At 62.3% G+C, this 21,071-nt stretch carries 30 protein-coding genes; 28 read left to right on the top strand and 2 right to left on the bottom strand.

Features of this window, described 5'->3' with window-relative positions:
- Window positions 1–11 precede the first annotated feature (11 nt).
- The 3 genes from JI744_RS14640 to JI744_RS14630 are packed head-to-tail and all read left to right on the top strand — an operon-like array spanning window position 12 to window position 2,229.
- A complete protein-coding gene (locus tag JI744_RS14640; protein ID WP_202661877.1) occupies window positions 12–470 on the top strand; it encodes a hypothetical protein in 459 nt (152 codons plus the stop codon).
- Entirely contained in the window at window positions 470–1,900 is a 1,431-nt protein-coding gene (locus JI744_RS14635) for a glycine-rich domain-containing protein (protein ID WP_202661876.1), read from the top strand. The genes JI744_RS14640 and JI744_RS14635 overlap by 1 nt, the downstream gene beginning before the upstream one ends.
- Window positions 1,897–2,229 (top strand): hypothetical protein, encoded by a 333-nt coding sequence (locus tag JI744_RS14630; RefSeq protein ID WP_202661875.1) that lies wholly within the window; start codon window positions 1,897–1,899, stop codon window positions 2,227–2,229. The genes JI744_RS14635 and JI744_RS14630 overlap by 4 nt, the downstream gene beginning before the upstream one ends.
- 33 nt (window positions 2,230–2,262) lie before the next feature.
- Here the strand turns inward: JI744_RS14630 and JI744_RS14625 are convergent, their stop codons facing one another.
- A complete protein-coding gene (locus JI744_RS14625; RefSeq protein ID WP_202661874.1) occupies window positions 2,263–2,661 on the bottom strand; it encodes a type II toxin-antitoxin system HicB family antitoxin in 399 nt (132 codons plus the stop codon).
- Between the two features lie 58 nt (window positions 2,662–2,719).
- Complete coding sequence (locus JI744_RS14620) at window positions 2,720–2,908, bottom strand: type II toxin-antitoxin system HicA family toxin (RefSeq protein WP_202661873.1); 189 nt, start codon at window positions 2,906–2,908, stop codon at window positions 2,720–2,722.
- A 175-nt stretch (window positions 2,909–3,083) separates the two neighbouring features.
- On the opposite strand from JI744_RS14620, the gene JI744_RS14615 reads away from it, so the two are divergent.
- The 25 genes from JI744_RS14615 (at window position 3,084) to JI744_RS14495 (ending at window position 20,996) form a co-directional block, all read left to right on the top strand.
- The gene (locus JI744_RS14615; RefSeq protein ID WP_236019468.1) at window positions 3,084–5,138 is read left to right on the top strand and encodes a phage major capsid protein; all 2,055 of its coding nucleotides are present in this window, start codon (window positions 3,084–3,086) and stop codon (window positions 5,136–5,138) included.
- 63 nt (window positions 5,139–5,201) lie between these two features.
- Window positions 5,202–5,378 (top strand): hypothetical protein, encoded by a 177-nt coding sequence (locus JI744_RS14610; RefSeq protein WP_202661872.1) that lies wholly within the window; start codon window positions 5,202–5,204, stop codon window positions 5,376–5,378.
- Window positions 5,379–5,382: 4 nt separating this feature from the next.
- Complete coding sequence (locus JI744_RS14605; RefSeq protein ID WP_202661871.1) at window positions 5,383–5,718, top strand: head-tail joining protein; 336 nt, start codon at window positions 5,383–5,385, stop codon at window positions 5,716–5,718.
- Window positions 5,715–6,293 (top strand): phage tail protein, encoded by a 579-nt coding sequence (locus JI744_RS14600; RefSeq protein WP_202661870.1) that lies wholly within the window; start codon window positions 5,715–5,717, stop codon window positions 6,291–6,293. The genes JI744_RS14605 and JI744_RS14600 overlap by 4 nt, the downstream gene beginning before the upstream one ends.
- A complete protein-coding gene (locus JI744_RS14595) occupies window positions 6,290–6,829 on the top strand; it encodes a hypothetical protein (RefSeq protein WP_202661869.1) in 540 nt (179 codons plus the stop codon). The genes JI744_RS14600 and JI744_RS14595 overlap by 4 nt, the downstream gene beginning before the upstream one ends.
- Window positions 6,830–6,839: 10 nt before the next feature.
- Entirely contained in the window at window positions 6,840–7,253 is a 414-nt protein-coding gene (locus JI744_RS14590) for a hypothetical protein (protein ID WP_202661868.1), read from the top strand.
- A 9-nt stretch (window positions 7,254–7,262) separates the two neighbouring features.
- Window positions 7,263–7,631, top strand: coding sequence for a hypothetical protein (locus JI744_RS14585; protein ID WP_202661867.1), 369 nt, complete (start codon window positions 7,263–7,265; stop codon window positions 7,629–7,631).
- Between the two features lie 123 nt (window positions 7,632–7,754).
- Window positions 7,755–8,219 carry an N-acetylmuramoyl-L-alanine amidase gene (locus tag JI744_RS14580; RefSeq protein WP_202661866.1) on the top strand — a complete coding sequence of 155 codons (465 nt, stop codon included), beginning with the start codon at window positions 7,755–7,757 and terminating at the stop codon, window positions 8,217–8,219.
- On the top strand, window positions 8,216–8,503 hold the full coding sequence (locus JI744_RS14575; protein WP_202661865.1) for a hypothetical protein: 288 nt from the start codon (window positions 8,216–8,218) through the stop codon (window positions 8,501–8,503). Before JI744_RS14580 ends, JI744_RS14575 begins: the two co-directional genes overlap by 4 nt.
- A gap of 141 nt (window positions 8,504–8,644) precedes the next feature.
- On the top strand, window positions 8,645–9,154 hold the full coding sequence (locus JI744_RS14570; RefSeq protein WP_202661864.1) for a phage baseplate assembly protein V: 510 nt from the start codon (window positions 8,645–8,647) through the stop codon (window positions 9,152–9,154).
- 41 nt (window positions 9,155–9,195) lie between these two features.
- On the top strand, window positions 9,196–9,534 hold the full coding sequence (locus JI744_RS14565) for a GPW/gp25 family protein (RefSeq protein WP_202661863.1): 339 nt from the start codon (window positions 9,196–9,198) through the stop codon (window positions 9,532–9,534).
- A complete protein-coding gene (locus tag JI744_RS14560) occupies window positions 9,534–10,433 on the top strand; it encodes a baseplate assembly protein (protein WP_202661862.1) in 900 nt (299 codons plus the stop codon). The genes JI744_RS14565 and JI744_RS14560 overlap by 1 nt, the downstream gene beginning before the upstream one ends.
- Entirely contained in the window at window positions 10,426–10,989 is a 564-nt protein-coding gene (locus JI744_RS14555; protein WP_202661861.1) for a phage tail protein I, read from the top strand. Before JI744_RS14560 ends, JI744_RS14555 begins: the two co-directional genes overlap by 8 nt.
- Window positions 10,989–11,858 (top strand): hypothetical protein, encoded by an 870-nt coding sequence (locus tag JI744_RS14550; protein WP_202661860.1) that lies wholly within the window; start codon window positions 10,989–10,991, stop codon window positions 11,856–11,858. The genes JI744_RS14555 and JI744_RS14550 overlap by 1 nt, the downstream gene beginning before the upstream one ends.
- Window positions 11,855–12,469 carry a hypothetical protein gene (locus tag JI744_RS14545; protein WP_202661859.1) on the top strand — a complete coding sequence of 205 codons (615 nt, stop codon included), beginning with the start codon at window positions 11,855–11,857 and terminating at the stop codon, window positions 12,467–12,469. The genes JI744_RS14550 and JI744_RS14545 overlap by 4 nt, the downstream gene beginning before the upstream one ends.
- Window positions 12,470–12,476: 7 nt before the next feature.
- Window positions 12,477–12,917, top strand: a complete 441-nt coding sequence (locus JI744_RS14540; protein ID WP_202661858.1) for a hypothetical protein — start codon at window positions 12,477–12,479, stop codon at window positions 12,915–12,917.
- Between the two features lie 63 nt (window positions 12,918–12,980).
- Window positions 12,981–14,507, top strand: coding sequence for a phage tail sheath subtilisin-like domain-containing protein (locus JI744_RS14535; protein WP_202661857.1), 1,527 nt, complete (start codon window positions 12,981–12,983; stop codon window positions 14,505–14,507).
- Window positions 14,507–15,013, top strand: a complete 507-nt coding sequence (locus tag JI744_RS14530; protein ID WP_202661856.1) for a phage major tail tube protein — start codon at window positions 14,507–14,509, stop codon at window positions 15,011–15,013. Before JI744_RS14535 ends, JI744_RS14530 begins: the two co-directional genes overlap by 1 nt.
- A gap of 2 nt (window positions 15,014–15,015) precedes the next feature.
- On the top strand, window positions 15,016–15,294 hold the full coding sequence (locus JI744_RS14525; protein WP_202661855.1) for a phage tail assembly protein: 279 nt from the start codon (window positions 15,016–15,018) through the stop codon (window positions 15,292–15,294).
- Between the two features lie 120 nt (window positions 15,295–15,414).
- Complete coding sequence (locus JI744_RS14520) at window positions 15,415–17,142, top strand: hypothetical protein (protein ID WP_202661854.1); 1,728 nt, start codon at window positions 15,415–15,417, stop codon at window positions 17,140–17,142.
- Window positions 17,142–17,561: a phage tail protein gene (locus JI744_RS14515; RefSeq protein WP_202661853.1), complete on the top strand. Its 420-nt coding sequence runs from the start codon at window positions 17,142–17,144 to the stop codon at window positions 17,559–17,561. The genes JI744_RS14520 and JI744_RS14515 overlap by 1 nt, the downstream gene beginning before the upstream one ends.
- Window positions 17,542–17,751 carry a tail protein X gene (locus tag JI744_RS14510; RefSeq protein ID WP_407927598.1) on the top strand — a complete coding sequence of 70 codons (210 nt, stop codon included), beginning with the start codon at window positions 17,542–17,544 and terminating at the stop codon, window positions 17,749–17,751. The genes JI744_RS14515 and JI744_RS14510 overlap by 20 nt, the downstream gene beginning before the upstream one ends.
- Window positions 17,751–18,803 carry a phage late control D family protein gene (locus JI744_RS14505; RefSeq protein WP_202661851.1) on the top strand — a complete coding sequence of 351 codons (1,053 nt, stop codon included), beginning with the start codon at window positions 17,751–17,753 and terminating at the stop codon, window positions 18,801–18,803. The genes JI744_RS14510 and JI744_RS14505 overlap by 1 nt, the downstream gene beginning before the upstream one ends.
- 257 nt (window positions 18,804–19,060) lie before the next feature.
- Window positions 19,061–19,807, top strand: coding sequence for a hypothetical protein (locus JI744_RS14500; RefSeq protein ID WP_202661850.1), 747 nt, complete (start codon window positions 19,061–19,063; stop codon window positions 19,805–19,807).
- Entirely contained in the window at window positions 19,782–20,996 is a 1,215-nt protein-coding gene (locus JI744_RS14495) for a hypothetical protein (protein WP_202661849.1), read from the top strand. The genes JI744_RS14500 and JI744_RS14495 overlap by 26 nt, the downstream gene beginning before the upstream one ends.
- Window positions 20,997–21,071: the final 75 nt, after the last annotated feature.

Raw genomic sequence — 21,071 nt, 5'->3', positions numbered from 1 at the left:
TTCCATCAGTCATGCAACAGGCAGTCGATGCTATCCTGCAAACTGCCGAATCCCTTCGCTTCGTGCGGGATACCCAGGGCGATCTGCCCTGGATGTATCTCGATGCCGTTCAGAATGGTCTGCGGGCCTCCAAAGTGGCGACATATGCCGTTTTTGCAGAAGCCCCAAAGCAGCTTGCCTTCGCGGAACAGCATATGGCCTCGATAGGCGGCCCTGCCTCGATTGCGGAATATCAGGCTAAGGCCGTTCAGGTCGAGATCGCAGCGTCGGCCTGGAATGCCTTCCTGACGGGCTTCGTGGAAGGGCTGCCGCACACGGCCTTGATCGCCATCGTCGTGCAGTCCTACGACAACATCCAGACCAAGCATATCGAGAGGCCCGGTTTCATCGCCGCCGCAGAAGCTGCGGCCCTGCGCGCCGCGCCCGAGCTTGCCGCGCTGATCGCCGCCTTTGAAGCCGTGGGGGCCTGATGCCAACGCCCTATGCCGTAATCTCTGGCTATACAGGCGCATCCAAGACGACCGCCACAATCAGCGGCACGTCCTATGATGTGTATCTGTTTGACAGCACGGCAGGGGGAACGATCACGATTTCGGTTGCCGGTTATATCGACCGGCAGCTGATTGGCGCGGGTGGACGCGGTGGCCGAAACAGCGGCGTCGCATCATACTATGCAGGCGGCGGGGCCGCGGGCGGTGTTCCAGTTGAAGACTATGTGTGGGTTGAACCCGGCACATATACAATCGTTGTCGGCGCGGCATCGACATCTACCGCCGCAGGCGTCGGCCCCAAAGGGGGGAATACGTCTGCGCTGGGGCTGACCGCGCTGGGTGGTGGTGGGGGCGCGCCGGGTAAATCGGGGTCTGGGGCCGAATACGCACCGACGGGCGGCGGATCTGGCGGTGGTGGTGGTAACTACAACTCCGTCAGCGATCCGAACCAATTCGGCGCGGCGGGCACCACCGGACAAGGCAACAGTGGCGGCAACGGTAACGGGTCGCGTGGTGCTGGCGGCGGTGGGGCTGGCAGCGCCGGGGGCAGTGCTGTTTCGACCACGCCCGGTATTGGCGGTGATCCTGTCGTCATCAATTTCACCGGCACCCCGATTTATGTCGCGGCGGGCGGTTCTGCGCGGGCGCGGGCCAATCCGGCCAACCATGGTGGCTATGGCTGCGGATCGTGGGGCACCAATGTCGTAGATGGCGGCGGCTGGGCAACCGTGGTTCCGGCGAAGGATGGTGCCGCCATCCTGCGGGTGCAAACACCTGGCGGCGCCGTAATCGATGCGAGCATCGTCGGCGTCGCGCCTGCCATTGGTGGCATGACCGCCGCCGCAAATTCCAATGCCGCGATCACCAGCTCTGGCATCGCACAAGGGAAAACCGCCGCGGGGATTGCAGGTTCGGCCGGTCTGACTGTCGTCGTCCCGTCGATCGGTGCGGCCATCGCCAGCGTCGCCGGGATCGGTCAGGCCAGTGCGGTGGCAAACTTGCTGGGCACGGCCAGCGCTTTGGTCTCAACCGGGGCCGCTGCGGTGGCAATCGCCGGGGCATTTGGCAGGGCTGTGGCAGGGCTGACCGGCGACGGCCAGATGCAGGGTATCGCCAGCGGGCGGGGCAGCATCGACGCTGCGGTTGACCTGCCTGGCGCATTGCAGGGCATCGCCAGCGGCCGTGGGGCCATTGCGGGCGGGGTTGATCTGTCTGGCGCGATGGAGGCCGTCGCGCAGCTCGTCGCGGATTTGCTGGGTATCGTGGCGACACCGCCCGACATAACGGGCGTCCAACACGAACTGACCGGCGTCTGGCGGCGCCCGGCGATCGGCGGGGTTTGGCAGCGCCATGAACTGACCGGCGCTATGGCCCAGCACAAACTGACCGGAACATGGAGGCGTAAATGATCAGCACTTGGGAAAAGAACAGCCTGACGATCAGATGCACCGTCACCGAAGACGGCGACCCGAACGGCCCGGCCCCTGCCCCGCAGGATCTGACCGGCGCGACGGTGACAGCTTCGCTTTTGCCGATGAAGGATGGTGCCGCACCGGTCTCTGGCATCGTGACGATGGACGACGCCAGCGCCGGGAAGGTGATCGTGCGCTTTGCGAAAGGCGATCTGGACTTCGGCCGCAGAAACAGAACCGAGTGCCGCTTGCAGGTCGATGTGGACCTTGACGGCGAATTTCAGACCGTCATCGAAGAGCGTGTTCTGGTCAATGGCAGCAACTGAAAAGCAGGGCGGCATAGCCGCCCTGCCGGGTCTTTAACTATGGCCCACAAGCTCACGCCGGGTAGAAGACGCGATAAAGGCGCTGCGAGTCATCCCGCGCGACTTTGCCGTGGTATCAATGGCCCGCAGAAGCCCACGCTCGATCGAGATATTCACCCGTTCAAGCGTGGTATCGGCAGGAATGTAGGGCACGGGAAACAGCACCGCCCCTTCCTTCAGTTCGGCCTGAATGGCCGGGTCTGCTTGCAGCTTTCCCAAGGACGATGGAACAACATCGTCCTGGTCCTCGAACCAGAGGTCCAAGGCCTCATTTGCTGCGGCCGGAATATCATCCCAGCTATCCGCCGCAGCGAAGCAACCGGGAAGATCGGGGAAAGTCAGGCCATAGGCGCTTTCCCCATCCCGATGAACGACGGCAGTATAATAGTGCATCCTCTTGTTGCGTCCCTTGTTTTGTTAAGTGTTGCAGAGGGTTCCATGGTGGGCGGGGCTATAGAAGCCCCGCCTGTTTGTAGATTGCCCTCACTAACCCAAGCGGCAGGTCTTTCTTCGGGTGAGGCATAACAAGTGTCGTATTGCCCTTCCGAAGTTTGAGGTGTGATCCACGTTTGGATATTTCCTCGAAACCTGCATCCTTAAGTATCTTGAGGAGCTTTTTACTGTTTGCTTCAAGCTCCATGAAACCCCCTTTCTGTGTGTAGTTATATACACACTCCAAACAACGCACAAGATAAAAACACACTTATGTGTGTATTTCCTTAAGGCTGCGTGCGATGGATCGGGGCGGATTTAGCGCCAGAGGAAATGCCACCCGTCCCGTGACGTAATGCCCCCGACACTTGCAGGGGGCCGCGATGGCAGAAACCAAACCGACGTGGGGCAAGACGCCGCCCAAGGATGGAGGCCTTGCCGAACGGCTGATCGGCCAGCCCCTGACACGCGCGGTCACCGTCGAGCAGATCAACGCCAACCGGGGTCAAGGTCGCCTTGCCCGCTTTGGCGAAGTGCGCAGCTTCAGCGCCGAGGAACGCACCGTCGAGCTGGCCTTCTCTTCCGAAGCGCCGGTGGATCGCTGGTTCGGCACTGAAATCCTTGACCACGCACCCACCTCGATCCGCCTCGATCGGCTGAACAACGCGGCGGCCCTGCTGCTGGATCATGACTGGACGCGCCAGATCGGCGTGGTGGAAAGCGTCGAGATCGGCGCCGACCGGATCGGCCGGGCCACGGTGCGGTTCAGCCGCAGCCCCGAGGCCGAAGCGGTCTTTCAGGACGTGCTGGACAAGATCCGGCAACACGTTTCGGTCGGCTATTTCGTGCATGGCTTCGTGCAGGAGATGGAGGACGACAACGAGATCGTCCGCATCACCGATTGGGAACCCTTCGAAATCTCGCTGGTGGCCGTGCCCGCCGACCCTTCGGTCGGTGTCGGGCGCAGTCAGCAAGCGCCAGAGGAACCGCCCCCGCAAGGTGGGCAAGGTGCAGACACACGGGCGTCGCCCGCCAATCCGCAACACAGGAGTAGCGGTATGAAAACCATCATCACGCGCGACGCCCAGGGCAATCTGGTTCGCGCAAAAGTGGACGAAAGCGGCGTCATCGTCGAGATCGTTGAAATTCTGGAACGTGCAGGTGAGGCCGAAGTGGCCCTGACCCGCGTCGCCGAGACCGCCGCCCGCACGCGCGTTACTTCGCTCATGGAACTGGGCCGCACCTATGGCGCGACCGATCTGGCCGAGGCGGCCGTGGCTGATGGGTCCACCCCGGAACAGCTGCAAACCCGCATTCTGGAACGCATGACCCAGCGCGGCCAGCGTCAGCGCCCGGTCGGTGAAAACACCCAAGCCCAGCGTGATCAGGAAGTTGGCCTGACCGACGAAGAAGTGCATCGCTTCAGCTTCTTCCGTGGCCTGCGCGCCCAGCTGCCCGGCGCAACCGCCGCCGACCGCGAAGCCGCCGCCTTCGAACTGGAATGTTCGGCCGCAGCTGCGCAGCGTTATGGCCGTGACGCGCGTGGCCTCATGATCCCGCATGAAGTGCTGTCTCGCGCCTTCAACGCCGGTGGCGCTGCCAACACGCCGGTCGGTGCGACCAGCGGCGCGAACCTGGTGGGCCGCGAACTGCTGGCCGGGTCGTTCATCGACATGCTGCGCAACCGCACTGCGTTTTTGCGCCTTGCACAGTCGATGGCTGGCCTTGTCGGCAACGTCGATGTGCCTAAGCAGATCGCCGGGGCCAGCGCCTACTGGATCGCGGAAAACGCCGATGCAACCGAGGGCGTGGCGACGATCGGTCAGGTCAGCATGTCGCCCAAGACCATCGCGGCCTATTCGGACATTACCCGTCGCCTGCTGATGCAATCGACCCCCGACGCCGAACGCCTGATCCGCAACGACCTGAACGCCGCGCTGGCGCTGGGCATCGACCTTGCGGGCTTCTACGGGTCGGGTGCTGCGAATAACCCGCGCGGCCTCAAGAACGTGTCGGGCATCAACCTTGTCGATTTCGCCACCGTGGCCCAGCCCACCTATGCCGAGATCGTGGACATGGAAGCCCAGATCGCGGCCGACAATGCCGATGTGGATTCGATGGCCTATGTGCTGAACGCACTGATGCGCGGCAAGCTGAAGACCACGCAGAAGTTCACCGGCACCGACGGCGCGCCCGTCTGGGAACCGGGCAACACCGTCAACGGATACCGCACCGAGGTGACCAACCAGATCACCACAGGCGATGTGTTCTTCGGCAACTTTGCCGACTGCATCGTCGGCATGTGGGGCGGCCTGGATGTGACGATCGACCCCTACAGCCTGTCGAAGTCGGGCGGGCTGCGGATCGTGATGTTCCAAGACGTGGACTTCGTGTTCCGCCACCCGGAATCGTTCTGCTACGGCGTGATGGTCCCGTAACCCACCCATGACCCATAGAGGGGCCGCATGACGCGGCCCCCTTTCTGATCAGGAGCCACACCCATGAAAGTTGAACTGTTGAACCCCATCATGATTGATGGTGTCGCCCACAAGGCAGGCGCGACCGTCACCGTCGAAGACGCGCTGGGCCGCAATCTGGTCTATCGTGAAAAGGCCATTGAGGCCGCTTCCGAAGGTGGAGAGGCCGCCGAAGGCAAGACCGGCAAGGCGGCCAAGTAAGGCCATGCCGCTGGCGCCATGGGAAGACCTGGACGATTTCCTTGACCCTGACATGGGGTTTGCGGTCGTCGCCCAGATCATTCCTTCGACCGGGCCGACACGTTCGGCCCGCGTCATTTTCGATGAAAGCGGTGTGAACGCCGCGCTGGGCAAGCAATACGTCCGCGAAGACACCGCCCCCGTGATCAGCGGAAAGGCCAGCGACTTCGCCGGGCTGGCCCGCAAGGATCGGGTGATCATCGCCGGTCGCACCTTCGACGTGATGGAATCGCCGGAACCAGATGGCACAGGCTGGGCCACGCTGCGCCTGTCGGCACAGGCCGGAAGCGGTGGCAGATGATCAGGATCGACATAGAGGCCGCCGAAATTCGCGCCCTTGCGCGTGAACTGGACGCGACCCCCAGCCAGATCGGCAAAGCCGTGACCCGTGCCCTTAGCAGGACGGCAGGAACATTGCGGCGGATGGCCCGCCCGGTGCTGACCAAGGGCCTCGACCTGCGCCGGTCGAACGCGCTGCGCAAGCGCCTCAAGGAACTTCGGGTCGGCCGGAAAGGCTATGTCCAGAATTCCGTCGGCCGCACTGGCGAAATTCAGGCAATAGCCCTTTGGTTTGGCCTGAACGACATGCCTGCATCGTGGTTCAAGGGCCGCCCGAGCCAAACCACCAGCGGCGTCGAGTTCCGTGGCCACCAGTTTCCCGGTGCATTCCTTGCCCGCATGAAGAACGGCAAGGTGGGCATCTACAAGCGAAGCGCCAAGGGAAGGTTCCCTATCCGCGAACAGACCGTTCCGATCAGCGACGAAGCCCAGACCATCCTTGAAGACGAGATATTTGCGCACGCCGCGGAAATCTTCATGCACCACTTTGCCGTCGATCTGCGCGCGCGCGTTCGCGGCTTCGGGAGTCCACGATGAACCAACCCGATACCGAGGTCGATCTGGACCAGATGCACAGCGCCATCTGCACCGCGATCCGCGAAGCCCTGCCGATCTTGCAGACCGTCGAAGCCTATGACGAAGACCGGCGCGACCTGCCCCTGCCCGCCTGCCTGATCGAACTGGTGGATCTGGAACCTGTGCCAGATGATGACCCCGGCACCGAACAGCTGGCCGCCACGTCGCGCTGGGAAGCCCGCATCATCCTGGGCCTGCGCGATTTCGAAACCAAGCGCGCGGCACCGAAGATGGCTGCGGCCATCGCGCTAGCCGTCAGGAACAATCGCTGGGGCTTGCGCGTGGGGCCAGCCGTTCCCACCGCGATCGAACCCGATGACTTCGCGCCCGAGCTGGACAAGTTCGAGGTGTGGCGCATCGATTGGGAACAGCGCATCCACATCGGCCCCAGCGTCTGGACCGACGAAGGCACCATCCCAACGCAGGTTTTCAGCGGATTCGCGCCAGAGGTAGGGGCCGCCAACCCCGGCGATTATGGGCCAGTAACCGACGAATAGGGACTGCCCGATGATCTGGAATGTCATCTTCGGCCCACGGCCGCCGCTTTGGAACCTGCCCGCCCTGATCCTGTGGAGCCTCTTCGGCAATTTCGAAGATGGCCCCTATGGCATTTACGAGGCCGAGGCGCTGGGCGCGCGCGACTGGCGCACCGCCTGGCGCTGGTGGAACCGGAACCCGCTGCATAACCTGTGGTTCCACACGCTGGCTGTGCCACTGTGGTGGACCCTTTGCCTGATCGGTCGGCCTGATGATCGGAACTATTGGCCTGCCGCCAACACGGGCCTGATCCTCGCCCTGAACCCCCTGCCCTACATCGCGTGGCGCACGCGCAGCTGGGAAGGCTATTTCGGGTATCGGCCCCAGAAGCAGAAGTCGGGGCGGAAGATCGGCGCCTTTGGCATCGCCCTTCGGCATCGGTGAGGTTCTGGAATGGACAGCGGCCAATCCTTCTGGGGTGATCTGGTGCAGGCGATGATCGCGTCGTCCATCATATCGACCGCAGCATGGGGCGCGGCAGGCGGTGCCACCTCTGCGATCGTCGTAAAGGTCAAGCCGGGCGACGCCCTACGTCAGATATTGAGCGGGTCGCTGATCGCGGGCGGTGTCGGCACCTTCGCATCCGCGCTGCTTGTGCGCTGGGGCATTCTGCCTGCCGAAGCCATCGTAGCCGGTGGCGCTGGTGGTTCGGCCAGCTACCTGGTGGGCGTCTTCGGCCCCGCCGTCTTCGAAGTGATCTTGCAGCGCATTCGTCGCGGTCGCCTTGCGGGCGAGCAAGGGGAGGACGGGGGCAATGGCTGATGTCAAACGCGCTTTGCACACGCTGCGCCGCGAAAGCAGGGGCGCAGGTGCGGACTTCATCCACCGCGTCAAAGCCGGGCTGATCGGCGGCGGTATCATCCTTTTCTTTTCGGGGGTTTTCAGATGGTTGGGACACTGACCCAAGGGGCGGCCAAGTATCCGGTCACCGAGATCTGCCTTCACACGTCAGCCACGTCGGCAACTTGGTGGCAGGGAAAATCGGCCGGCCAAATGCGCGACGAAATCCGCATCTGGCATACGCGCGACCGTGGATGGAATGACATAGGCTATCACTATGTCATCGCCCCGGATGGCACCGTGGCCGTGGGCAGGCCGCTGTCGGTTGTCCCGGCGCAGGTGGAAGGGCACAACCGCGGCGTCATCGGTATCTGCATGGTGCCGATCAAGGACGTGACCAAGATCAGCCGCTTCGAAGACTGGTATACGCCCGCCCAGCGTGACTCCGTTGAACGCCTGATCCGCGACATTCGGAAGATGGCGGCGATCAAGAAGATCAGCGGCCACAACGAGTATGCGGCGAAGTTGTGCCCCGGATTCAAGGTCGTGTCGAAGGACTGGATGCCATGATCGGCTTCGTCCTTCGGTGGTGGAAGCCCTTCGCCGTCGTGGTGATCTGTGCGGGCCTTTGGCTGCATGGATACACCACGGCAGTCTATCGGTGCGAGACGCGCCACAAGCTCGCGGCCGCAAAGGCAGCGACAGCCCAAGCCCAGGCCATTACCGAACTTGCCGCCGCCGAACAGCGCGCGCGCCTGTTGGCCAACGAATTGGAGGACGCTGCCCGTGCTGAACCGCCTGCCACATCTGCTTGCCTGCCTCGCTCTCGCGTCCTGCGCCTCAATAGCCGATAGGCCAAAGCCGCCCGCCTGTGACCGGCCGGTGATCCTTCCTGACCGCGCCTTGAACGATCAGGAAATCGAAGTGTTCTGGGGCCGCGACAGGTCAGCCTTGCGCACCTGCGCGGGCCGCCTTGAAGTTGCCGTGGGGCCGCGATGAACATCATCACCAGCATCCTTCGCCGCCTGTCGGACCTTGAGCGCCGCCTGACAAACGCGCAGCGCTATGGCACGATCACGGCCGTCGATGCTGCGAACGGCCGCGCCAAGGTGACATTCGGGGGCGAGACAGAAAGCGCGTGGTTGCCGATCAGCGTGGCCCGCGCGGCCGGTGCCAAGGTCTGGGCACCGCCCGTAGCCGGTGAACAGGTCATGATCTTTTCCCCCGGCGGCGACACCGCCCAAGGCGTGATCTGTGGCAGCTTGCCCAGCGATGCCAACCCGTCGCCGTCTTCGGATGGGGCCGCCTATACCATCCACATGCCCGGCGGTGTCACGATCAACGTGGCGGGCGGGGCGATCGAGATCGTCGCCCCCGGCCAAGTCAAGGTCACCGGCGATATTATCGTGACCGGCGGCGATGTCGTGGCGGATGGCATCAGCCTGAAAGAGCATATCCATGGCGGTATCGTTCGCGGCGCGCTGAAGACCGATCCGCCCGAATAGCGCCAGAGGAAACCCGGCGCACCCGCGGGCATCCTTCGCCCATGATAGGAACCAGTGCCACCACCGGAAAGCCTTTGAGCGGGACAGCGCATCTGCGCCAGTCCATCCGCGACATACTGACCACGCGCAAAGGCACCCGCGTCATGCGCCGCGATTATGGGTCGGAAATCCCGGCCCTGATCGACGCGCCGCTGACCCGCGAAACCATCGTGGACCTGTATGCCGAGACGGCAATCGCCATCGCCATCTGGGAACCCCGCGTCGAGGTGCAACAGGTGACGATCGAAAGCGCAGAACCGGGCCGCGTCGTGATCGGCCTTCAGGGGCTTTACACCCCGACAGGTGAGCCGATCACCGTGGACGGAATAGAGGTGACTTGATGGCTGGCAACTTTACCGCGATCGACCTGTCGCTGCTGGCCGCGCCCGATGTGGTCGAAACAATCGACTATGAAACCATCCTTGCGGCCATGCTGGCCGATCTGGTCGCGCGGGCGCCCGAGTTCAGCGCGCTTGTCGAGAGTGACCCGGCCTACAAGATCCTTGAGGTTGCAGCCTTCCGCGAAGTGATCCTGCGCCAGAGGGCGAACGAAGCCGCGCGCGCCGTCATGCTGCCCTATGCGCTGGGCGCTGATCTGGACAATCTGGCCGCCCTGTTCGGTGTGGTGCGTCTGGTGGTCGATCCGGGCGACGCTTTGGCCGTGCCGCCCATCCCGCCGACCTATGAAACCGACGATGCCCTGCGCCGCCGCACCCAGCTTTCGCTTGAGGGATACAGCACCGCAGGCCCGCGCGGTGCATACATCTACCACGCCCTGACCGCTTCCGGCGACGTGCTGGACGCCAACGCATCCAGCCCCAGCCCCGGCGATGTTCTGGTGTCGGTCCTGTCCAGAACCGGGAACGGCACGGCGGCGGCACCTCTCCTGGCAACCGTCCTTGCAGCTCTGGACGACGAAGATGTGCGGCCCCTTTGCGATCATGTCGTCGTCGCATCGGCCGGGATCGTGAACTACAGCGTGGCCGCCACCCTTACCTTCTTCACCGGCCCGGATCAGGCCGTCGTGCTGGCATCCGCGCAGGCCGCCATTGAGGCCTATGCAGAGGCGCAGCACCGCATCGGACGCGATGTAACCCTGTCGGGCATCTATGCCGCCCTGCATCAGCCTGGCGTCATGCGGGTCGATCTGACCGCGCCCGTCGCCAATATCGCAATCGGTGCCACGCAGGCCAGCTTCTGCACCTCGATCACCCTGACCGATGGAGGCATCGGTGAGTGAAACCCTGCTGCCCAGCAACGCAACAGAGGCCGAGGTGGCGCTTGATCTGGCCACGGCGCGGATAGGCGAAATCCCGATCGTCGCCCGCACGCTTTGGAACCCGGAAACCTGCCCGACCTACCTGTTGCCATGGCTGGCATGGGCGCTGGGCGTGGATGAATGGGATTCGTCGTGGAGCGAGGACGCCAAGCGCGCAACCATCGCGGCGTCGGTTGATATTCACCGGCACAAAGGCACGGTCGCAGCCGTAAAGCGGGCGGTGGCCGCCGCAGGCCTTGGCGATGCCACTCTGCAAGAGCGCTATGGCCGACGCTATTACGACGGCACTTTCCTGCATGATGGGTCGATCGACTATCTGGAACCGGACCATTGGGCCGAATATCGGCTGGTCCTTTCGCGGCCGATCTCGATCGCCCAAGCAGATCAGGTGCGCCGCGTCGTCGGCGCCGTCGCCCCCGTCCGTTCGCACCTGAAGGCCCTCGACTTCACCGAGGCCCTGAACCTTGAGAATGCGCAGATCGCGCACGATGGCACATACACATATGGGGTTGCCTGATGGCCAGCTTGGCAGAAACCGCCACCTATGACGCGGACATTTACCAGATCGAAACCACCGATCCTGTTGTTGGTGGGGTGCCAAACCCCCTGACTGGCGCGGGCATGTCGAACATTCCGCACCTTCAACTCGCCCGGCGCACCGCTTGGCTGAAGGCGCAGGTTGACGATTTGCTGGCCGATGTTGCTGGCATAGTCGTCACCGACCTGCTGGCATCGCCTGCCGCCCTTTACGCGGGTGACCTGAATGCGCTGACTGGCCGTAAGATCGTGCAGGTGACGGGTGCAGCCACCAACGGCTTTGCCGGTCTGGCGGCAGGCGATCTGGTGCTGCACGCAGAGGTGAGCGGCACCGCCGCCATTCAGTTCGGCCTGCGCGGCACCTCGACCGGCCTTGGCCTTTTCTTCCGCGCAAAGGTTGCCAGCGTTTGGAGCGCGTGGCGGTCGCCGGTCGAGAACGGCAACGCCGAAACCATCGCCGGGAACAAGACCCTTTCCGGCAACACGACGCTGAACGGCACTACGGCCCTTGCCGGTGCTGCCACCGCCGCTGGGGTCACCTCTGCATCGGTCAACGATGGCACGCCCGCTGCGGCCGCCACCTATCGCCCCGACCCGCTGGCGGCCACGACCGGGAACATGCGGCACATCACCAACAATGCCGCCTTCACCCTGGCCGCCCCGAACCGGGCGGGCGACTATACAATGACGGTCCTTGTGACCAACGGGGCGACGGCCGGGGCTATCACTATGTCCGGCTTCACGAAGGTCTATGGCGATGCCTTCACCACGACAAACGCCCAAGCCTTCATGGTCAGCATCATCAAGCAGAACGGTCTTGTTCTGGCCGTCGTGCAGGCCTGCCAATGACCTTTCCCCTGATGCCAGCCCCACGACCGGCGCAGTTCCTGAAGGGTGCCCTGACCCTTCGGGCCACCGCCGCCGGTGCGATCACGGTGGGCAACCCCGGCGAAGATCGCTGGCTGATCGTCGTCGCGGCGCACTTCGGTTACGAAGATGGATCGTCGGCCTGGGCCGCGCCCACGGTCGATGGCGTGGCCATGACGCAGCTGGTGCAGGACTATTCCAACGCCAACAACGATAACCACCGGGGCGCGATTTTCGCCAAGCGAATCCCGACCGGGGCCACCATTACGCTGGCCCTGCCCGGTTGGCCGACGATCGACACGCTGGGCGTCTTTACCCTGACCGGCGTGCGCGATGCGATCAACGGCCTGGTACTGGGGGCTTCCAACACGGCGGCAATCACTTCGGCCGTGGGCGCGGCAACGGTCGGCTATTTCATCACGACCCAAGAGGGCGCGATCACCAACGTCAACGAAATGACCCGCCTGAGCGGCGGGCCGGGCGCGGTCGTCGGCTATGACGAAGCCATGTCGGCCAGCCCCCTGACCTACACCGTCACCAATGCCGGAACGCTGATGTTCCAGCGCAAAATCTCTTGGCCATTCAATAACTAGGTGCGCGATGCTCAAGCTGCTTCTGAATAGTGTTTTCATCCAGGTTGTGCCTGAAGGTGGATGGTTCGACCTGCCGGGCGGCGTGTCTGTTTCGCCCGCCCATGCCGGGTGGTCGAATGCTGATGGTTACAGCTTGGAACCTCTGACCGAGGAACCGCCCGAACCGCCTGCGCCGCCGACCATGAACGACTATCGCATGGCCATCGACGCCAATGTCGAAGCCGTCGCCCGCGAATGGGGCTACAACGGCGCGGCCCATATCGCGGGGTATGTGTCTAGCACCGTGCCCCAATGGGCAGCCGAGGCGGTGGCCTTCATCGCGTGGCGGGATCAGGTCTGGCTGGCCGCGATTGCCGCCCTTGCCGAGATCGAGGCGGGAACGCAGCCCGCGCCTGAGAGCATCCCCGCCTTCCTTGCCACGCTGCCCGCCGCCGTGAGGCCGGAATAGCGCCAGAGGAACAGCAAGCACCCAAGGGGCAAGATGCCCCCAAACGCATCATGAGGTTTCGCAATGCCCGAACAGTTCTTGCATGGCGTCGAGGTGGTCGAAATCGACACCGGGGCACGTTCGATCCGCACGGTGCGGTCGGGCGTCATCGGCATTGTCGGCACCGCCCCTGATGCTCTTCCCGATACCAAGGCCACGCTGGAACTTGGCACCACGGCCGCCAACACCGCCCTGCGCTTCACGTCGAAGCTGGTGGGCGCGCTGGGCAATGCGATCAGCGTCGCCTTCGTCAACCCCGGTGCGGCCAACGCCGCGCTGGGCGTGGTCGTGACCGGCAACGCCATCGTGGTGAACCTTGCCACCAGCGCCGGGTCGGCCATCACCTCGACCGCCGCCCAGATCGCCGCTGCCATCGCGGGCAACGCCCCGGCGAATGCGCTTGTGGCGGTTGCGGCCATCGCGCCCAGCACCGGCGCGGGCGTTGTGGCTGCTTCGGCCGCGCAGCTGCTGACTGGCGGCGTGGATGAACCCTTCCCGGTGAACGTGCCCGTTCTGATTGCCGGGTCGCGTGCTGAAGCAGCCAAGCTGGATGGAGTCGGCAACCTGGCAGGCACCCTGCCCGCCGCGCTGGACGGTATCCTTGACCAGATCGGCGCGGTTGTCGTCGTGGTTCGGGTCGCGGTCGGCGCGAACGACGCCGCCACGCTGGCCAACATCATCGGCGGCGTTGACGCTGGCACCGGCCAATATCAGGGCGTCCATGCCCTGCTTGGTGCCGAAAGTGCCCTTGGCCTGTCGCCCCGCATCATCTGCGCGCCCGGCTTCACCCACCAGCGCACCGGCGCCGCGAATTCCGTGGTTTCCGAGCTGGTCGGGATTGCCGAGCGCCTGCGCGCCGTGATCATCGCAGATGGCCCGAACACGACCGACGCCGCCGCAATCACCTATGCCGGTGACTTTGGCAGCGCCCGCGTCTTTGTGGTTGACCCGTGGGTCAAGGTTCAGCGCGCTTCAGGCATCGTGTCGGAACCGGCTTCGGCGCGCGTCGCTGGCCTGATTGCCAAGATCGACAACGACCGGGGCTTCTGGTGGTCGCCTTCCAACCAGGAACTGAATGGCATCGTGGGCACGTCCCGCGCTATCGACTTCCGCATGGGCGATGCGGCCGCGCGCGCGAACCTGCTGAACGAAGCCAAGATCGCCACGATCATCCGCGAAGACGGCTATCGCCTTTGGGGCAACCGCACCCTGTCCAGCGATGACAAATGGGCCTTCCTGTGCGTGCGCCGCACGGCCGACATTCTGAACGACAGCCTGCAACGCGCCCACCTGTGGGCCGTGGACCGGCCGATCACGAAGACCTATGTGGAGGACGTGACCGAAGGCGTGAACGCCTATCTGCGGTCGCTGGTGGCCCAAGGTGCGCTGATCGGCGGCAAGTGCTGGGCTGACCCTGATCTGAACACCCCCGCGAACATCGCGCAGGGCAAGATCTTCTTCAACTTCGACTTCACCCCGCCCTATCCGGCGGAACACATCACCTTCCGGTCCATGCTGACGACCGACTATATCGAGGAGGTATTCGCGTAATGGCCGCCCGCGACATTCTGAAGAACTTCGCCGCCTTCGTGGATGGCCGGGGCTATGCCGGTGAGGTGCAGTCCTACAACCCGCCCGCGATCACCCTGACCACCGAAGCTATGCGCAACGGTGGCATGGATGCCCCGATCGACCTGGACATGGGCATGGAAGGCCTGACCACCAGCTTCGTCCTGTCGAAATACGACTACGAGGTGCTGGCGCTGTTTGGCGTGGCCGAAGGGTCGGACGTGCCCTTCACCGTGCGCGGCGCCATCGAAAGCTATGACGGCACCGTCAAGGCCGTCGTCCAGCACATGCGCGGCAAGATCATCGGCTTTGACCGGGGCGAGTGGAAGCCGGGCCAGATGGCCCCGCTGACCATCAACATGAGCCTGCACTATTACAAGGAAACCCTGGACGGCCGCGTCACCCACGAAATCGACGTGATCAACATGATCCGCATCGTGGGCGGCAAGGACCGGCTGGCAGCGCAGCGCGCGGCGATGGGGCTGTGACCATGGCGAAAGATCATATCATCGACAATGGCGACGGCACCGTGACCGTCAAGCTGGCAACCCCGATCAAGATTGACGGGGCCAGCACCAGCGCCGTGCTGATGCGCGAGCCGACCGTGGGCGATCAGATGGTGGCCGCCGCGCAGGCGAAGAACGACGAGGCCAAGGCCGAGGTCAACCTGTTTGGCAATCTGTGCAACCTATCGCCCGAGGACATGCGGAGCCTGACCATGCGCAACTATGGTCGGTTGCAGGACGGCTTCCGGTTTTTTACCGACTAAGCCCCGACGCGCTGCGCCACGGCGTTCTCGCCTTGGCGTCGCATACCGGCTGGGCAGAGGCCGAAATATCCAGAATGACCATTCGCCGCCTGCTGTGGTGGATCGAAGGATTGCCGAAAGATGGCTAACCAGAAGCTCAACGCCACGATCACGATCGGCGCGGCCATTTCCGGGTCGATCAAGAAGGCGTTTGGCGGCTTGGCGGGTTCGCTGGGCAAGGTCGATACCGAGATCAGCCGCATCGTCAAACGCCAGCGCGAACTGGACAAGCAACGGTCGATCCTTGAACGGCAGAAGAAGCCTGTCGATGAACTGACCCGCGAATACCAGAAACTGGGCCAGGAACTTGACCACCTGCGCGGCAAGGAACAGCGGCTGCTGGCAATCCGCGACGCTTCGGTGAACACCGCAGGCGCCCTTGGCGGCGCGCTGGGCACGGTCGTTCGCCAAGGGCGGATGCTGGCCATGTATTTCGGCGCGCAGGGCATCGTCACCGTCGGGCTGGGCCTGATGGTCAAGCAGGTGGCCGATGTAGGCGACGAGGTGGGCGAAACCGCCGCCGCCATAGGCATTGGCACCACGGCCCTGCAAGAGCTGCGCTATGCCGCCCAGATGGCCGGGGTTGAACAACAGACCTTCGACTCGGGCCTTGTGTCCATGACGAAGAACATCGGCCTTGCCGCCCGCGGCCAAGGCAAGGCCAAGAAGGCGCTGGACGCGCTGGGCATCAGCGCCAAGAAGCTGATCAAGCTGTCACCCGATCAACAGTTCGAGGCGCTGGCCGAGGCCCTTTCGCGCGTGCCAAACCAGACCGCCCGCGCCGCCTTTGCCATGCAGCTGTTCGGTGACGCTGGCAAGGACTTGGTGTTGATGGCCGCAGATGGGGCCGATGGCATCCAGGCCTTCCGAAAGGAAGCCGCGGCGCTGGGCATCATCCTGGACGAAAAGACCGTGGCGGCGGCGGGCCAATTTGACGATGCCTTGAACCGCAGCAAGTTCGCCCTGACCGGCCTGAAATACACCATCGGGTCAGTTCTGATGCCTGTCGTGACAGACATGCTGAACAGCTTTACCGAATTCGTCGTGACCCATCGGCCCCAGATCGAGGCGGCCGCCCAAAGCATCGGCCGGTGGTTTGAGCGGAACGTGGGTCACATCATCGCCTTCGGTGAAGGCATCGTGACCGTCGGCGCCGCAATCGCCAATGCCATCCCCCAGATTGCCGAGTTCGTCGGCGGTTGGCAGAACCTGGGCATTGTCGTCACCACCGCATTCATGGCCCCGACGATCTTTGCCATTGGTCGCGTCCTGTGGAGCGTCGCTCTTCTGGTCAAGGCAATCACCGGCATCGGAACGGCTTGGACGGCGGCGGGCGCCGCCGCCACAGCCGCTTCAGGCGCGATGGGTGCGGCCAAAGGCACCGGAATAGGCGCCCTTCTCAAGAAGGGATTGGCGGGCGCAGCAATCGGATGGGGACTTGCCGAAGGTGGCATCCGCTATGCGGAAAGCAAGGGCTATGACCGGCGCAGTAGCTGGTGGACGCGCGACCTTTGGGACTCGGCGCCGGTCGATAGCGCCACCGCTTCGCGCGACAGCGAACAGGCCGCCATCGACCGCGCCCGGCTACATCCGAACGCCAACGGCCGCAGCGGCCGGGGGCTGGGCACGCGCGGGGGCACGACGGGTTATCAGCCGGGCAACACCGCCACGACGATGAATGTCGGCGGTATCACCGTGAACGCGCCGGGTCTGGACGCCAAGCAGGTCGCGGCCCTGATCGCCGACAAGATCCGCGAAGTCTTTCAGAACGCCAGTTCCGGGGCGCTGCATGACAGTGGGAGACGGTAATGGCTGATGTGATGATGCGCCTGGGCACGCTGAAGTTCGGCCTGCGCCGCGCCGCCTATCAGGAATTGAGCCGCAACAGCGAATGGCGCTGGGCGCGGCAAGAGCGGATCGGCACAAACGATGCCCTGCAATACACCGGCATCGGCGCCGACAACGTGACCTTGCAGGGCGTCGTCTTCCCCACATTCACTGGCAGCGTCAAGAACATCGACCGGATGCGCACCCTTGCCACCGCCGCCCTGCCCCTGCCCCTGATCGACGGGCTGGGCAAGATCTGGGGCCTGTGGGTCATCACCTCGATCGGTGAGCGCCAAAGCGTCTTTGCCGCCCGCGGTGCGCCCCTGCGGCAAGAATTCGACCTGAGCTTGACCCGGTTCGATGCAGGCTTGGGAGGTCTTCGTGCGCTTCTATCGTTCTAAGGACGGCGACACCGCCGACCGGATCGCGTGGCAGGTCTATGGCCGCCAGAACAACCGCCTGACCGAGCTGTTGCTTGAGGCGAACCCTGGCCTTGCCGATCACGGCCCCAGCCTGCCCGCGGGCCTGCTGGTGGCCGTGCCAGACGCCGCCGAACCCGCCGAGACGGAAACGGTGCGGCTATGGGGATGATGGACTGGGCGCCCGCCGTTCGCGTGACGGTGGACGGCACCGATATGTCGGCCATCTTTCGCCAGCGGCTGGTGTCGATGCAGTTGACCGACACGGCCGGGGTGCAAAGCGATACGGTCAGTATCGTGCTGGCGGATGGTGGCCCCTTCGGCAAGCTGGAACTGCCCAAGACCGGGGCCGAGATTGAGGTGGCGCTGGGCTATGGCTTTTCCGCGCAGGTCGTCGGGCTTTATGTGGCCGAAGAGATCGGCGCATCCGGCCCGCCTGATCAGGTGACCATCCGCGGCTATTCCTCGCCCTTTGGCGGCACCAACGGCGGCAAGGCCCCGATCAACGACGCCAAGACCCGCAGCTGGCCCGATGGGCTGACCGTTTCGGCCATCGTCGCCAAGATCGCCAAGGAAGACGGGATGCAGGCCGCCGTGTCGGCCGAGGCGGGAAAGGTGAAACCGGGGCACCTCGACCAGATAGACGAAAGCGATATGGCCCTGCTGTCCCGCATGGCGCGCGACAATGGCCTGATCTTCAAGCCGGGCGGCGGCAAGCTGGTGATGGTGAAGGCCGGGGAAAGCACATCGGCCAGCGGGCAGAAGATACCCACGGTGTCGCTGCGCCCGCCACAGGTGTCGCGCTGGACGCTGGCCGTCAAGCGCCCCGAGGCGGTCAAGAAGGTCGTGACCAAGTATCGCAACCTGAAGACCAACACGACCGAAGAAGTCGAAATGGAATCGCCATCGGCCACGGGCGGCGATGGCAGCTATGGCGACAAGCTGCTGGCCCAGGTCACCACGACGCGGAAGGTGCAGACCACCTACACCAGCAAGGAAACCGCCACGGCCGCCGCAGATGCAGCCGCCAAGGAAGCCTATCGCAAGTCGCAACAGATGGATGTTGACCTGCCCGGCCGTGCCGACCTGATGGCAGAAGGCCGCCTTATCCTGTCAGGCTTCCGCCCCGGCGTCGATCGGGAATGGCTGATTGCCGAGGTGCAGCACCAGATGGACAGTCAGGGCTGGCGCACACGGGTGCAGTGCGAGCTGCCGCCGGTGTAGCAACAGCTTATCAGCCGTTACGCAACGCACAGCAAATCGCTTCCTGCCAACACCTAGCTCAGGCCTTCTAGACAAAACATACCTATCTTGTCAAAGATCAGAACCATGTCACTGCGCATTGGACTGATTTCGGAGGTAGCTTGGGTCAGGGCTCAGAAACGAACAACACACATCGATCGCTGAAAAGTCTGGTGATCGTAGATGCTTGGTATATAAGGGATAAGCATCAAAATGATAGATACACGCTTCACGCACACGTGGCCTTCACCGAGGAACGACTGGGAGGCGGCGCGGAGCCATCTGTCATTTTTAAGATTGCTGTAAAAAAATGCCAAATTGTCTTTCTGAAGCCAATTGATGGGTTCAGCGTAGATCGCAACTCGGTCAAGCGTCCAAAACCCCTTACCGAGATAGAGTTAACAAATCACAGTGAAGAGAAGAAGCATCGTAGCATTTCCGGAACCCTTTCACTTGGCCCAAAGCCAAACATCGGCGCGGAAGCTGGCCTGAGTCACAATAGCGATACCTCAAAGGTGTTAAAATCCGTGCAAAAAATGAGCCCATTCTCTGAGCAATTCACCTTTTCTTCAGAGGGATACGAGGCTTGGAATTTAAATGGGAGTATCCGCCCCAATGGAAGAATTATTGGACCGGTTTTTGACCATGAAGCAGATCCCCGACTCACAATTGTTGACAAAAGAAGCGCCGAACGCAAAGCGCGCGACGATGCGAACGCTATGACACCAGTCTCAAGGATTGAAGTCAGATGCTTACGTGAAGATATCGACATATACGATATAGAATTTAAGGACGAAGATAGACAGAAATCTTTCATTAATAGATCCAGGAATAAAGAGAAACTAGCGGTCGCCAGGCAGGTTCTTCGAGAGGCGATACTTCAGGAAAACCTTTCAGTCGGAAATCTAATAGATGACCCATATGCGGAGATGACGATCTGTGACACAACAATACCTATCGTTGATCAAGGCTCTTCAGACGGTTGACCTGATATTAGATAGTGAAGCAAAAAATATATCGGAGTTGGTAGAAATTGCCTCGAACGCGACTGGCATTTCAGAGGATCGCATCCTCTTCAGAATAGACCTTGAAAGCATTGATCTGACCCAAGAGGATATAACGAAGCTTCTGGGAAAATCTGCCATCTTTTCCAAGGCCATACTCACACCAAGCCAGCGAAAACGTTTCGAAATCGCCGCACGCGAGACAGCGCAGCGTGAAAGGCGTAGAACGATTCAGAGATTATCTTACGATCAGGTTTATGCTTTTATTGAAAAACACGGAGGAGCAGCCCCTCCAATATTCAGCATGGACGGAAAGCGCACTCTTTCATTTGACGCACTAAAATCCGCCATGATGTTCCCCATCAAGGGGAAGCCATCCGGCACCTCTGGATTCGAAGATACGTACTTTAATAGAGTATTGAAAAACCTAGAAGACTGGGCCAACCCGAGCAATCTTCCGTTTTTCCTATCTCTATTCGACCTAGCAGGATCACTAGGATTCCCCATCACACCGGGCACAGCGGAAGTTTTGAATGGAGTATATCTTTCAACGTTTGGGCTCTCCGTGGGCGACATGATTTCGAAAGTTTCAGCCACAAAGACTCTCGATTCTTACTGGATCACCGGCAAGAGGGGATTTAACCTCAAAGAGAATACAACTCAAATATCTCGAAATAGATCAATTCATCCTGCCGCCATAGAGAACGCCTTAGACGAGCTCACGGATGCACGGGAAAGAATTGAGTTTCTTTCATTTGCTCGATTCGACTGCGATCAGGACTCCGCGGAGCGGATAGCCGCCCGCATTACAAAATCAGATTGGCCATCAAATAATGCCGCATACTTTTTAAATGCGAAAGTCCATAGCAGGGTGCGCGGCGCCATTTTTCGACAATTGCTCGGACAAGGTGAAGAGTCTCGCATAGTTGAGGTTCTACGCTGGCTTGATGGAAATCGTGGGGCAGTGGGCGCGTTATCGCTTGAGAGCGCTTTTTCTCAGATACGGAGCTTCGAAATAGGAATCCAGTTCGCAGAAGAAGCAGGAAAGAATTTTGCAAATAATCAGCTTAAGGTAGTTATTCGCGCACTTCGAAACCTTTCGTCCAGCGATGCCGACAGGCGGCGTCTAGAATCTTTGTGTCAGCGATTGAACTACAAGATGGATTTGTAAGAGCGAGAATGCCTGACTGGTTTTGCTAAAGTGAGCCAACTCTCAGCTCGGCCCACCCGGTGCCGGGACGCAGAT

Source organism: Fuscibacter oryzae (assembly GCF_016765795.1).
Classification (GTDB): Bacteria; Pseudomonadota; Alphaproteobacteria; order Rhodobacterales; family Rhodobacteraceae; genus Fuscibacter; species Fuscibacter oryzae.
The sequence above is the reverse complement of the archived record's forward strand: the minus strand, read 5'-3'. Positions and strand labels throughout refer to the sequence as shown.

What these genes read in the sequence shown, in the direction of transcription:
- JI744_RS14640 (WP_202661877.1), top strand. Translation starts at nt 12, where the DNA reads ATGCAACAGGCAGTCGATGCTATCCTGCAAACTGCCGAATCCCTTCGC.
- JI744_RS14635 (WP_202661876.1), top strand. Translation starts at nt 470, where the DNA reads ATGCCAACGCCCTATGCCGTAATCTCTGGCTATACAGGCGCATCCAAG.
- JI744_RS14630 (WP_202661875.1), top strand. Translation starts at nt 1,897, where the DNA reads ATGATCAGCACTTGGGAAAAGAACAGCCTGACGATCAGATGCACCGTC.
- JI744_RS14625 (WP_202661874.1), bottom strand. Translation starts at nt 2,661, where the DNA reads ATGCACTATTATACTGCCGTCGTTCATCGGGATGGGGAAAGCGCCTAT.
- JI744_RS14620 (WP_202661873.1), bottom strand. Translation starts at nt 2,908, where the DNA reads ATGGAGCTTGAAGCAAACAGTAAAAAGCTCCTCAAGATACTTAAGGAT.
- JI744_RS14615 (WP_236019468.1), top strand. Translation starts at nt 3,084, where the DNA reads ATGGCAGAAACCAAACCGACGTGGGGCAAGACGCCGCCCAAGGATGGA.
- JI744_RS14610 (WP_202661872.1), top strand. Translation starts at nt 5,202, where the DNA reads ATGAAAGTTGAACTGTTGAACCCCATCATGATTGATGGTGTCGCCCAC.
- JI744_RS14605 (WP_202661871.1), top strand. Translation starts at nt 5,383, where the DNA reads ATGCCGCTGGCGCCATGGGAAGACCTGGACGATTTCCTTGACCCTGAC.
- JI744_RS14600 (WP_202661870.1), top strand. Translation starts at nt 5,715, where the DNA reads ATGATCAGGATCGACATAGAGGCCGCCGAAATTCGCGCCCTTGCGCGT.
- JI744_RS14595 (WP_202661869.1), top strand. Translation starts at nt 6,290, where the DNA reads ATGAACCAACCCGATACCGAGGTCGATCTGGACCAGATGCACAGCGCC.
- JI744_RS14590 (WP_202661868.1), top strand. Translation starts at nt 6,840, where the DNA reads ATGATCTGGAATGTCATCTTCGGCCCACGGCCGCCGCTTTGGAACCTG.
- JI744_RS14585 (WP_202661867.1), top strand. Translation starts at nt 7,263, where the DNA reads ATGGACAGCGGCCAATCCTTCTGGGGTGATCTGGTGCAGGCGATGATC.
- JI744_RS14580 (WP_202661866.1), top strand. Translation starts at nt 7,755, where the DNA reads ATGGTTGGGACACTGACCCAAGGGGCGGCCAAGTATCCGGTCACCGAG.
- JI744_RS14575 (WP_202661865.1), top strand. Translation starts at nt 8,216, where the DNA reads ATGATCGGCTTCGTCCTTCGGTGGTGGAAGCCCTTCGCCGTCGTGGTG.
- JI744_RS14570 (WP_202661864.1), top strand. Translation starts at nt 8,645, where the DNA reads ATGAACATCATCACCAGCATCCTTCGCCGCCTGTCGGACCTTGAGCGC.
- JI744_RS14565 (WP_202661863.1), top strand. Translation starts at nt 9,196, where the DNA reads ATGATAGGAACCAGTGCCACCACCGGAAAGCCTTTGAGCGGGACAGCG.
- JI744_RS14560 (WP_202661862.1), top strand. Translation starts at nt 9,534, where the DNA reads ATGGCTGGCAACTTTACCGCGATCGACCTGTCGCTGCTGGCCGCGCCC.
- JI744_RS14550 (WP_202661860.1), top strand. Translation starts at nt 10,989, where the DNA reads ATGGCCAGCTTGGCAGAAACCGCCACCTATGACGCGGACATTTACCAG.
- JI744_RS14545 (WP_202661859.1), top strand. Translation starts at nt 11,855, where the DNA reads ATGACCTTTCCCCTGATGCCAGCCCCACGACCGGCGCAGTTCCTGAAG.
- JI744_RS14540 (WP_202661858.1), top strand. Translation starts at nt 12,477, where the DNA reads ATGCTCAAGCTGCTTCTGAATAGTGTTTTCATCCAGGTTGTGCCTGAA.
- JI744_RS14535 (WP_202661857.1), top strand. Translation starts at nt 12,981, where the DNA reads ATGCCCGAACAGTTCTTGCATGGCGTCGAGGTGGTCGAAATCGACACC.
- JI744_RS14530 (WP_202661856.1), top strand. Translation starts at nt 14,507, where the DNA reads ATGGCCGCCCGCGACATTCTGAAGAACTTCGCCGCCTTCGTGGATGGC.
- JI744_RS14525 (WP_202661855.1), top strand. Translation starts at nt 15,016, where the DNA reads ATGGCGAAAGATCATATCATCGACAATGGCGACGGCACCGTGACCGTC.
- JI744_RS14520 (WP_202661854.1), top strand. Translation starts at nt 15,415, where the DNA reads ATGGCTAACCAGAAGCTCAACGCCACGATCACGATCGGCGCGGCCATT.
- JI744_RS14515 (WP_202661853.1), top strand. Translation starts at nt 17,142, where the DNA reads ATGGCTGATGTGATGATGCGCCTGGGCACGCTGAAGTTCGGCCTGCGC.
- JI744_RS14505 (WP_202661851.1), top strand. Translation starts at nt 17,751, where the DNA reads ATGGACTGGGCGCCCGCCGTTCGCGTGACGGTGGACGGCACCGATATG.